Below are 11,385 nucleotides of genomic sequence, written 5' to 3' on the forward strand. Positions count from 1 at the left end.
GCCGCGTGGTCGATGCGCCGCACGAGATGCTCGTCGCCCGCGCGCACCTCGACGGCGAGCGCGCCCTGAGCCGGCGCGGTCGGCCAGCGGTCGAGGTCGAACAGTTCCGTGGCCGCGTCCAGGCGACCGATCCGCTCGAGGCCGGCGGCCGCGAGGATGACCGCGTCGAGCGCGCGCTCCGGATCCTCGTGTCCGACGCGACCGAGCCGGGTGTCGATGTTGCCGCGGATGTCGACGAGATGCAGATCGGGCCGGCGCATCGCCAGCTGAGCGCGACGACGCGGCGATCCGGTGCCCACCGCAGCGCCGGGTGGGAGCTCCTCGAGGGTCATGCCGTCACGTGCGCACAGCGCGTCGCGGGGATCGGCGCGCGGCGGGACCGCGGCGATCACCAGTCCGGGTTCGGCAGCCGTCGGCAGATCCTTGTAGGAGTGGACCACCGCATCCACCTCGCCGCGCCGCAGCGCCTCGCGCAGAGCCGTGGCGAAGACCCCGGTGCCGCCGAGCGATGCGAGGGATGCGGTCGAGGTGTCGCCCTCGGAGACGATCGGCACCAGCTCGGCGCCGAGCATGTCGGCGACGGTGCCCGCCTGGGTCATGGCGAGCGCACTCGCCCGCGTGCCGATGCGCAGCGCCATCGCGATCAGCTCACGACGTCGGCGACGTCGGCGACGTCGATGCGACGACCGGTGAAGAAGGGCACCTCTTCGCGCACGTGGCGTCGGGCTTCGGTCTTGCGGAGGTAGCGCATGAGATCGACGAGGTCGATGACATCGTCGGCTTCGAGGGCGAGAAGCCACTCGTAGTCGCCGAGCGCGAAGGAGGCGACGGTGTTGCTCTGCACCTGGGGGAAGTCGCGCCCCATGCGTCCGTGCTCCCCGAGCATCGCGCCGCGCTCCTCGGGCGGGAGCAGGTACCACTCGTAGCTGCGCACGAAGGGATACACCGTCACCCACTCCTTGGGCGGCAGGCCGCGGGCGAACGCGGGCGAGTGGTCGCGGCTGAACTCGGCGTCGCGGTGCACGCCCATCGCATTCCAGGTCGGCAGCAGCGGCGCGAATTCGCGCGAGCGCCGGAGCGTGCGCAGATCGGATTGCAGCCCCTCGGCGGTATGACCGGTCAGCCACACGAGCACGTCCGCATCCGCCCGCAGGCCCGAGACGTCGTACACGGCCCGCAGCGAATCGATCGACGCGACGGCGTCGACGGCGGCGACGGCTCCGGGGAGCGGCTCGGCCGGGTGCGGATCGCGGCGGAAGACCGCCCACAGGCCGTAGTGGGTCTGCGCGCCCGCCTCGTTCTGGTCGGCGGTCGGGGCGGTGTTCTCAGCGGCCATGCACATACTCCACGATTCGGGTCAGGACGGTCGGATCGGTCTCCGGCGGCACGCCGTGACCGAGGTTGAGGATGTGGCCGGGCAGGTCGGCCCCGCGCGCGAGCACGTCGTCGACGTGGGCGGCGAGCACGGGCCACGGCGCCGTGAGCAGGGCGGGGTCGATGTTGCCCTGCAGGGGAAGCGGACGGCCGATGCGCGTCGCGGCGACACCGAGCGGCAGCCGCCAGTCCACGCCGACGACGTCCGCTCCCAGCGGCGGCACGAGATCGAGCACCTCCGACAGGCCGAGACCGAAGTGGATCTTCGGCACGTCGAAACCGCGGAGGGCATCGAATGCGCGGCGCGTGTGCGGGGCGACGCGCCGCTGGTAGTCGGCGCGCGAGAGCGAACCGGCCCACGAGTCGAACAGCTGCACGATGCTCGCCCCCGCCTGCACCTGCGCACGCACGAAGGCGCCGGTGACATCGGCGCACCAGTTCAGCAGCGCGGCCCACGTGTGCGGGTCGGTCTTCATCAGGGCGCGAGTGCGCAGCTGCTCCTTGCTCGGGCCTCCCTCGACGAGATAGCTCGCGAGCGTGTACGGGGCACCGCCGAATCCGACCAGCGGGATGTCTCCGAGTTCCGCCACGACGAGCGCGACCGCCTCCGAGATCGGCTGCAGCACGGCGGGGTCGATCGGCCGGAGCGCGAGCACGTCGGAGGCGGTGCGCACCGGCTCCGCGAGCACCGGCCCCCGGCCGGGGACGATCGAGACGTCGACGCCGGCGAGCAGCACGGGGGTGACGATATCGCTGAAGAAGACCGCGGCATCGACACCGTGGCGGCGCACCGGCTGCAGGGTGATCTCCGCGGCCAGCTCCGGGCGCAGGCACGCCTCGAGCATGTCGACGCCGGCGCGTGACTGCCGGTACTCCGGCAGCGAGCGTCCCGCCTGCCGCATGAACCAGACCGGGGTCGTCTCGGGCCGATCACCGCGTGCGGCCCGGACGAGGGGCGAACGTGCGGTTCTGCCGTCCGTCAAGGGGTGCCCGACGGGCAGGAGGGACAGGGCGGATGACACCCCTCCAGGCTACGTCCTCGCGCACACCCTCAGGATCGGACGTTACGATGGATGGGTGCTGTTCTGTCTCACGGCCAGCCATCGCAACACCGAGTTCGACGTCCTCGACCGCATCTCGCGTGTGAGCGAGTCCACTGGCGCCGAACTCGTCGCCGCGCACCCCTTCGTGCGCGGCGCCGTCGTGTTGTCCACGTGCAACCGCTTCGAGGCGTATCTCGAGATCGACGAACCGCTCGCCGCGCCCGGTGCGCTCGCGCGCGAGGCCGTCCTCGAGACGCTGGCGGACACGATCGGCGCGGATGCGGGAAGCGTGCGCGAGAGCGCGGAGTCGTTCGCCGGCGACGACGTCGTGCAGCACCTCTTCTCGGTGAGCTCGGGCCTGGAGTCGATGGTCGTCGGCGAGGAGGAGATCACCGGTCAGGTGCAGCGGGCGCTTCGCGATGCACGCACCGCGGGGACCACGAGCCCGGCACTGGAGCAGGCCTTCCAGCGGGCGGCTCACGCCACCCGCGAAGTCCGCGCGAGGGCCGACATGGGTGCCGCCGGCCGCTCGCTCGCGCGCCTCGCCCTCGATCTCGCCGAGAGCCGCATCTCCGACTGGGCGTCCGTTCCGGTCCTCCTGGTGGGGACCGGCAGCTACGCCGCCACCACCATCGCCGCGCTGCAGGCGCGCGGCGCCGGCGATGTGCGGGTCTACTCCGCCACCGGTCGCGCGCAACGCTTCGCCGCCCGCTACGGTGTGCGCGCCGAGACCGATCTGCGCGCGGCGATCCGCGACGCGGAACTCGTGATCACCTGCACCGCGCGCTATGTCATCACCGCCGACGACGTCGTCGACACCTCGCGACGCCTGTTCGTCGATCTCGGTCTCCCCCGCAACATCGACCCGGAGGTCGGCGCGCTCGAGGGTGTGGAGCTCCTGGACCTCGAGCTCATCGGTCGACACGCCGCGCTGCCGGAACTCGGCGCGGGCGCGCACGAGGTCGTCGGTTCGGCCGTTGCCGCCTTCACCGCGGAGCGCGATGCGGCCCCGGCGATCGTGGCGGTGCGCCGCCACATCCAGGACATCCTGCACGCGGAGCTCGGCCGGCTCCGGGGCGACGGGTCGGATGCGCGCGCCGAGGCGGCGCTCCGCCACCTCGCGGGCGTGCTCTCGCACACGCCCTCGGTCCGAGCGCGCGAGTTCGCCGCGGCGGGGCGCATGGATGAGTTCGAAGCCGCCCTCGAGATGGTGTTCGGCGTCGAGGTCGCGCGCGCGCAGGTGACGCACCTGCGCGCGGCATCCGCGGGCTGAGTCAGTCCGCCGTCGGCTCGGCGTCGACCTGGTCGACCGCTGCCTGCAGGCGGGCGAGCGTCTCGGTCACGATCCGGTCCTCTTCGGGGGTCATGTCGATGACGGCCGCGAGCATCCGCTCGTGCATCTTGCCGAGGGTCGCCCGCACCTCGTGGTCGGTCTCCGCGGTGGGGATGACGTGGATGCTGCGCCGGTCCGTCTCGTGGCGTTCCCGCCGCACGTGGCGTGACTTCTCGAGCCGGTCGATGATTGCCGTCATCGACGCGGTGGACACCCCGAGATATCGCGTGAGCTCGCTCGGTGAGACGCGCCGCCCCTCGCGCTGCGCCCGGAGGAGATAGCGGAGCACGAGCAGGTCGTTCTCGCCCATCGACATCGCTTCACGCGTGCGACGCCGCATCGCGACCTCGGCCGCACGATAGAGCCGGAACGCCTGGAGCAGGGCGACGGCACGCTCGCGGCGGTCGTCACGATCCTCGCCGTACCAGTAGGCGCTCTCGGTGCTCATCGGTGCATTTTATCCGGCCCCGCCTCGCGGGAGCGGGCGGGGCCGGATGAGTCAGTTGACCTCGGTGGGGTGGGCGCTCACGCGGCCGCTGCCGTCGCCCGGGTCCATCGCGTCGATCGCGGCCATCTGCTGCTCGTCGAGCGTGAACCCGAAGACATCGATGTTCTCCTCCAGACGCGCGCGCCGCACGGACTTCGGGAACACCACGAAACCCTTCTGCAGGTGCCACCGCAGCACGACCTGAGCGGGCGTCTTTCCGACCGCCTCGGCCGCCGCGACGATCGGCTCGGCTCCGAACAGGTCGTACTTGCCCTGTCCGAGCGGGCCCCACGACTCGATGACGGTTCCGTGATCAGCCGCCCACGCGGTGATCTCGCGCTGCTGATACGCCGGGTGGAGCTCGATCTGATTCACCGCGGGCACGACCGAGGTCGCCTCGACGATGCGGTCGAGGTGCTCGACGAGGTGGTTCGAGACGCCGATGCTGCGGGCGAGCCCGCGCTCGCGGATGCCGATCATCTTCTCCCACGCGTGCACGAAGTTGTCCTTCGCGGGAGTGGGCCAGTGCACGAGGTAGAGGTCGACCGCCTCGAGGCCGAGCTTCTCCAGGCTCTCGGCGACGGCGGCGTCGGGCTCGTCCGCGTCGTGTCGGTCGTTCCAGAGCTTCGTGGTCACGAAGAGGTCGTCGCGCGCGATGCCCGACGCGGCGATGGCCGCGCCGACGCCCTCTTCGTTGCCGTAGATCGCGGCGGTGTCGATGTGACGGTAGCCGACCTCGAGCGCCTCACTCACGGCGCGCTCGGTGTCATCGGCCGGAACCTGGAAGACACCGTAGCCCAGCTGAGGGATGCGGTGACCGTCGTTGAGTTCGATGTGGGGAATGTTCGCCATCCCCCCAGCCTAGGAGGGCCGGCGCCCGACGAATGCCCCTTGACGAAGCGAACGACGCGGGGTCAGGAATCCTTGCGCGAGATCGACCAGCGCCCGGCAGCTCCCGGGGTGCCGCCGAAGTGGATCGGCAGGGCGATGCCGAGGGAGAGCACCAGGATGCCGAGCGCGAAGAAGACGCCCGGAGCCACGGGCAGAGAGATCGCCAGCCCCAGCAGGGCAATGCCACCGACGAACAGCAGAAGGGACAGGATGAACACGCGGCGGCCTCCTCGTAGGTCTACCCCTCCACGGTACCCGCTGCACGCCGCCTCCCGCACACGCACGTCGTACGATGGAGGGCTATGTCCGCGCCCGAGCCCGTCATCTCGTATCCGTCCGAGCTGCCCGTCAGCGCGGCACGCGATGAGATCGCCGCGGCCATCCGCGACCACCAGGTCGTGATCGTCGCCGGAGCCACCGGGTCGGGCAAGACGACGCAGCTGCCGAAGATCTGCCTGGAGCTCGGACGCACCTCGATCGCCCACACCCAGCCGCGACGCATCGCCGCGCGGACGATCGCCGAGCGCGTGAGCGAAGAGCTGCAGGTGCCGCTGGGATCCACGGTCGGATACAAGGTGCGCTTCACCGACGCGGTCTCCGACGACACCCGCATCGCCCTCATGACCGACGGGATCCTCCTGAACGAGATCCATCGCGATCGGATGCTGCGCCGCTACGACACGATCATCGTCGACGAGGCCCACGAGCGGTCGCTGAACGTCGACTTCCTGCTCGGCTACCTCGCCCGCATCCTCCCCCGGCGCCCCGACCTCAAGGTCGTGATCACGAGCGCGACGATCGACCCGGAGAGCTTCGCGAAGCATTTCGCCGACCGGCAGGGCGATCCGGCACCGATCGTCGAGGTGTCCGGTCGCACCTATCCGGTCGAGGTGCGCTACCGCCCGCGGACCGACGCGGCAGACGACGAGTCCGACGACATCGACGGACTCACCCGCGCCCTGCGGGAGCTCGACCGCGAGCCGGCAGGCGACGTGCTGGTGTTCCTGCCGGGCGAGGCGGAGATCCGGGATGCGATGGATGCGGTTCGCGGCATGTACGCGAAAGACGCCTCACCGACCGAGGTGCTCCCGCTGTACGGACGGCTCTCGGCCGCCGAGCAGCACCGCGTCTTCGAGCGCTCGCACGTCGCCGGGGTCCGACGCCGCGTCATCCTGGCGACGAACGTCGCCGAGACGAGCCTCACCGTTCCCGGGATCAGGTACGTCATCGACACCGGCACCGCCCGCATCTCGCGATACAGCGCTCGCAGCAAGATCCAGCGCCTTCCGATCGAACCGGTGTCGCAGGCGTCGGCCCAGCAGCGGGCCGGACGCGCGGGCCGCACGGCACCGGGAATCGCCGTCCGCCTGTACGCCGAGGAAGACTTCGCCACGCGCCCGGAGTTCACCGAGCCCGAGATCCTGCGCACCAGTCTCGCCTCGGTGGTGCTGCAGATGCTCTCCCTCGGCTTCGGAGACATCTCCGCCTTCCCGTTCCTCACTCCCCCGGACTCCCGCGGTGTGAAAGCCGCCTTCGACCTGCTCGTCGAGCTCGGTGCCGTGCGCGGGCCCGGCCGCGGCGATGACGGCGCCCGCCTGACCGATATCGGCAAACGGATCGCGCGACTGCCGATCGACCCCCGGTTCGCACGGATGCTCGTGGAGGCCGAGCGCACCGAGGTCCTCGACCAGGTCCTCCCCATCGTCGCCGGGATGTCGATCCAGGATGTGCGGGAGCGTCCGGAGGCCGAGCGCGCCAAGGCGGACGGATTCCATGCGCGCTTCGCCGATCCGACCAGCGACTTCCTCGCACTGCTGAACCTCTGGCAGTACCTCCAGGAGAAACAGGCCGAACTGGGCTCGAGCGCGTTCCGGCGCATGTGTCGTGCGGAGTTCGTGAACTACGTGCGGGTGCGGGAGTGGATGGACGTCCACCGTCAGCTGCGCGCCCTCCTGGGCCGGAGACGCTCGCACGGTCGTCCCGCCGGCGATGCCGCCGACCCCGATGCCGTGCATCGCGCCATTCTGGCGGGGCTGCTCTCCCACCTCGGCATCCTCGACACGCGCAGCGACGTGGGCCGGGATGCGCGCGGCCGCTCGGCCAGGGGCGCATCGACCAAGGCCGAGTACCTCGGCGCGCGCGGCACCCGCTTCTCGATCTTCCCCGGTTCGGGCGTCCGCAAGAAGCGCCCGTCGGCGGTCATGGCGGCGGAGCTGGTGGAGACCTCCCGCCTGTTCGCGCGGACCGTCGCCGCGGTCGACCCGGCGTGGGCGGAGTCCCTCGCCGGGGACCTGGCCCGGCGGCAGGTGAGCGAGCCGCACTGGTCGAGGTCGCAGGGAGCAGCCTCGGCATACGAGAAGGTGACCCTTTTCGGTGTGGAGATCATCCCGAAACGCCGCGTGCAGCTCGCCCGATTCGACCGACCGCTGGCTCGTGAGCTGTTCCTTCGCCACGCGCTCGTGGAGGGCGAGTGGGAGACGAGCCATCTGGACAAGCGCCTCACCGCCTTCGAGCGCCGCAACCTCGAGCTGCGTCGCCGCCTCGAGAAGGTCGAGGAGCGCGAGCGTCGTCGCGACATCCTCGTCGGCGACGAGGCCGTCTACGTCTTCTACGACAACCGGGTGCCACGAGACGTCTTCGACACCCGATCGTTCGAGGCGTGGTGGAAGGAGACGTCGGCGCGCACGCCGCGTCTGCTCGACATGACCGAAGCGGATCTCCGCGACGACGCCGGTCGCCGCGGCGAGCACGACTTCCCCGCACGGTGGCGCCAGGGCGACCAGGTGCTCTCCCTCGCGTACCGCTTCGAGCCGGGCGCGCCCGACGACGGGGTGACGGTCGTGATCCCCCTGGCCCTGCTCGCGCAGTTGGAGCCGACCGGCTTCGATTGGCAGGTGCCGGGCCTGCGCGACGAGCTCATCACCGCGCTCATCCGATCCCTGCCCAAATCGATCCGGCGCCATGTGGTGCCTGCCGCGGACTGGGCGGCGACCTTCGCCGGTGAGATCGCCGCCGACGGGCCGGAATCGAACGACGGACGCCCACCGGTCTCGCTGCGGCGCGCGCTCGCCGACCGCATCCGACGTGTCGCGAGCCAGCCCGTCAGCGACGACGACTTCGACCTCGAACGCGTGCCGCCGCACCTGCTGATGTCCTTTCGCGCCGTCGACGCGCGGGGGCGCACGGCGGGCTCCGGTCGCGATCTAACGGACCTGCAGCGCCGGCTCGCGGACCGGGCGCGGTCTTCGGTCGCTCGATCGGTCGAGCGTGCCGCCGCACCCGCGTCGGTCGCGGCCGCTGCGCCGCGGCCCGACGGCACGGGCGTGACAGGCGCCTCATCAGTGGGGTTCGCCGAACGCAGCGGGATAACGTCCTGGGACTTCGGGGATCTTCCGGCCGTCGTCGACAGCAAGGTCGCGGGGGGTGTCGTCCGCGGCTATCCCGCCGTCGTCGACGACGGCGACACGGTCTCGCTCCGCATCGAGACCTCGGCCGAGGCGGCGGCGATCGCCACGCACCGCGGAGCGCGCCGCCTCCTGCTGCGCGCCGTCGCCTCTCCCGCGTCGTACGTGCTCGACCATCTGACCAGCACCGAGAAGCTCGCCCTCGCGGCCTCCCCCTACCCGTCGGCGAAGGCGCTCATCGAGGATGCCCGCCTCGCCGTCGCCGACCGGGTACTCGGCGAGGTCGGGCGCGAGGCCCCGCGGTCGCAGGCCGCGTTCGAGAAGGCGCGCGACGCGTATGCGGCGGTCGTCGTCGACGAGACTTTCTCGGTGGTGTCGCTCGCCGCCCGCATCATCACCCTCTCGCGGGATGTCGAGAAGGCCGTGAAAGGCCAGAACTCCCTCACTCTCCTCGGGGCGCTGAACGACGTGAAGGCGCAGCTGGCCGGCCTCGTCTTCCCCGGATTCCTCTCACGCGTCGGCGTCACCCGGCTGACGCATCTGCCCCGCTATCTCCAGGGAGCACGCGACCGTGTGACGGGGCTCGCCGACAATCCCGGGCGCGATCGCCAGCGCCAGAGCGAGTACGAGCGGTCCGCCGCCGCCTTCGCCGACGCCGGTGGCACGATCCCCCTCGCCCCCTCCTCCCCCGACAGCCTCGTCCGCGTGCGGTGGATGCTGGAGGAGTACCGCGTGAGCCTGTTCGCGCAGGCCCTCGGCACCGCTGAGCCGGTCTCGGCGCAGCGCATCGGCAAAGCCCTCCGCGGGCAATGATCGAGAGGATGCAGATGCCACACGCCGTCTTCCACCGCCGGCTCGGCGGTCCCGAGGTCCTTGAGTACGCCGAGGTCGGGTCAGCCGACCCCGCTGCCGGGGAGGTGGCGGTCCGCGTCGAGGCGGCGGGCGTGAACCCGATCGACGCGAAACTCCGAAGCGGACTGCGGGCATCGCCACCGATGAAGGGCCGACGACGGGTGGGCTCCGATGGAGCCGGGATCGTGCTGGCCGTCGGCGCCGACGTGGCGGGGTTCCGCCCCGGGATGCCGGTGGTGGTCAGCGGCGCGCAGGGAACCTACGCCGAGGAGGTGATCGTGCCCGCCTCCGCCCTCACGCTCCGCCCGCCCGCCGTCGACGCCGAGACCGGCGCGGCGATCGGCATTCCGGTCGCGACGGCGTATCAAGCGCTTCGTTCGCTGGCCGTCGGACCCGGTGATCGCCTGCTCGTGCACGGCGGCTCGGGTGCGGTCGGGCAGGCCGTCATCCAGTTCGCGGTGCGATGGGGCGCGGATGTTCTTGCCACGACGTCGGAGCGACGCGCCGACCGCGTGCGCGCGCTCGGCGCCGTTCCGGTGGCCTACGGACCCGGCCTCGTGGAGCGAGTCCGGGCCGCGGGGACGCGGATCGATGTGGCCCTCGACTGTGCGGGGACCGACGAAGCGCTTGCGGCGTCGGTCGAGGTCGTGCACGACCGCTCACGCGTGGCGACTCTGGTACGCGGGGCCGATGCACCCCGGTACGGCATCCAGGCCTACGCCGGCGGCGCAGCGCGCGGCCTCACCGATCAGCAGCGCGCGTGGCGACGCGAAGCGATTCCCGTCGCGCTGGGACTGATCGCGGCGGGCGGTTTCACGGTCGAGCTCGGCCCGCGCTATGCCCTTCGCGATGCGGTTCGCGCACACGAAGACGTCGAGCGCGGCACCAACGGGAAGATCCTGCTCGTGCCGGATCAGACCTGAGGGTGATCGTCGCCCGTCGCCGGTTCGACAGACGCATCGCCGTCAGGCTGCGCGCGGTCGGAGGCCTCGGCGTCCTCTTCCTCTTCGACCTCGTCGACCCAGACGGTCTCACCTGCCTCGAACCCGCTGGCGTCGTCCAGCGCCTCGGCGGCGATCGTGGCACGGCGGTACCACTCCTCGGCTTCCTCCGCTCGTCCCAGTTCCTCCAGAACGGCCGCGCGGGCGGCGAACAGCGCCGGGCTCCACTCGAACGCACGGTCGGGGTCGAGTTCGGGGATGTCGAGCTCGAGGAGCGCGCGCTCCGTCTCGCCCACATCCAGACGCGCGCCCGACATCGCGATCGCGAGCTCGACACGCGCCGCCGTCGGCAGCTTGTCGCGATCGACCGACCGCCCCACCTCGAGCGCACGGTCGGCGCGGCCGACACCGCGCTCGCTGTCGACCTGCAGCGCGATCTGGTCGTCCTTGCCGCTAATTCGTCGGTACGTGCGCAGTTCGCGCAGGGCCAGAGCGTAGTCGCCGACGGCGTAGGCGGTGATGGCGACGGTCTCGCGCACGACCGCGATCCGACCGGCACGGTGACTCGCCTCGAGCGCGTGGCGGTGAGCCAGTGCCGGGTCGTCGTCGATCAGCAGACCTGCCATGGCAAGGTGGCGTGCGACGGCGTCGGCGTTCTCTTTGCTCAGTGTCTTCAGTTCGTTCCGCGCCGCGTTCGGCAGAGAACGTGCTGTGATCTCCTCGGGGATCTCGGGCACGTCGCGTCGCGGCGCGCGCGGCTCCCGCGGCTCGGCGTCGCGGCGAGGACCACGGTCGACGCGCTTGCCGTACGAACGGTCGCCGTCACGCTTCTGATACGGCTTCTGGTCATCCCGGTTCCCGTACGAGCGGTCGCCGTCACGCTTCTGATACGGCTTCCGATCATCCCGGTTCCCGTACGAGCGGTCACCATCACGCTTCTGATACGGCTTCCGATCGCCCCGGGCGGGCGTGTTTCGGTCATTCGAGGTGTAGCGAGGGCGACGAGGGCGCTCGCGGTCGTCGTCGTCAGCCATCAGCTCTGGTTCCTCCTGTTAACGAG

The 11,385-nt window shown here is 71.2% G+C and carries 11 protein-coding genes; 4 read left to right on the forward strand and 7 right to left on the reverse strand.

Annotation, left to right across the window (positions count from 1 at the left end; all coding sequences use genetic code 11):
* The 3 genes from hemC to hemE form a co-directional block, all read right to left on the reverse strand.
* Positions 1–638: hydroxymethylbilane synthase (gene hemC, locus B4E30_RS16120; RefSeq protein ID WP_286796247.1), on the reverse strand; the 638-nt coding region annotated here is incomplete at its 3' end.
* 5 nt (positions 639–643) lie between these two features.
* Positions 644–1,342 (reverse strand): hydrogen peroxide-dependent heme synthase, encoded by a 699-nt coding sequence (gene hemQ, locus B4E30_RS16125; protein WP_414683227.1) that lies wholly within the window; start codon positions 1,340–1,342, stop codon positions 644–646.
* Positions 1,326–2,396, reverse strand: coding sequence for a uroporphyrinogen decarboxylase (gene hemE, locus B4E30_RS16130; RefSeq protein WP_286796250.1), 1,071 nt, complete (start codon positions 2,394–2,396; stop codon positions 1,326–1,328). Before hemE ends, hemQ begins: the two co-directional genes overlap by 17 nt.
* Positions 2,397–2,451: 55 nt before the next feature.
* Here hemE and B4E30_RS16135 point away from each other — a divergent pair, with 55 nt between their 5' ends.
* Entirely contained in the window at positions 2,452–3,690 is a 1,239-nt protein-coding gene (locus tag B4E30_RS16135) for a glutamyl-tRNA reductase (protein ID WP_194384889.1), read from the forward strand.
* Position 3,691: 1 nt separating this feature from the next.
* Here B4E30_RS16135 and B4E30_RS16140 read toward each other — a convergent pair whose 3' ends face one another.
* From B4E30_RS16140 to B4E30_RS16150, 3 genes are all read right to left on the reverse strand, one after another.
* Entirely contained in the window at positions 3,692–4,198 is a 507-nt protein-coding gene (locus B4E30_RS16140; protein WP_071042813.1) for a MarR family winged helix-turn-helix transcriptional regulator, read from the reverse strand.
* A 51-nt stretch (positions 4,199–4,249) separates the two neighbouring features.
* On the reverse strand, positions 4,250–5,089 hold the full coding sequence (locus B4E30_RS16145) for an aldo/keto reductase (RefSeq protein ID WP_194384888.1): 840 nt from the start codon (positions 5,087–5,089) through the stop codon (positions 4,250–4,252).
* A 62-nt stretch (positions 5,090–5,151) separates the two neighbouring features.
* Positions 5,152–5,346 carry a hypothetical protein gene (locus B4E30_RS16150; RefSeq protein ID WP_194384887.1) on the reverse strand — a complete coding sequence of 65 codons (195 nt, stop codon included), beginning with the start codon at positions 5,344–5,346 and terminating at the stop codon, positions 5,152–5,154.
* Positions 5,347–5,430: 84 nt separating this feature from the next.
* On the opposite strand from B4E30_RS16150, the gene hrpA reads away from it, so the two are divergent.
* Positions 5,431–9,345 carry an ATP-dependent RNA helicase HrpA gene (gene hrpA / locus B4E30_RS16155; protein WP_286796255.1) on the forward strand — a complete coding sequence of 1,305 codons (3,915 nt, stop codon included), beginning with the start codon at positions 5,431–5,433 and terminating at the stop codon, positions 9,343–9,345.
* 8 nt (positions 9,346–9,353) lie between these two features.
* Positions 9,354–10,307, forward strand: coding sequence for a quinone oxidoreductase family protein (locus tag B4E30_RS16160; protein ID WP_286796258.1), 954 nt, complete (start codon positions 9,354–9,356; stop codon positions 10,305–10,307).
* Here the strand turns inward: B4E30_RS16160 and B4E30_RS16165 are convergent.
* Positions 10,298–10,864, reverse strand: a complete 567-nt coding sequence (locus B4E30_RS16165; RefSeq protein ID WP_286796260.1) for a hypothetical protein — start codon at positions 10,862–10,864, stop codon at positions 10,298–10,300. The two genes, B4E30_RS16160 and B4E30_RS16165, sit on opposite strands and share 10 nt — an antisense overlap.
* A 39-nt stretch (positions 10,865–10,903) precedes the next feature.
* Here B4E30_RS16165 and B4E30_RS16170 point away from each other — a divergent pair.
* A partial coding sequence (locus B4E30_RS16170; RefSeq protein ID WP_286796262.1) for a hypothetical protein occupies positions 10,904–11,385 on the forward strand: 482 nt, incomplete at its 3' end.

It is taken from the genome of Microbacterium sp. UBA3394 (assembly GCF_002358725.1).
Classification (GTDB): Bacteria; Actinomycetota; Actinomycetes; order Actinomycetales; family Microbacteriaceae; genus Microbacterium; species Microbacterium luteum.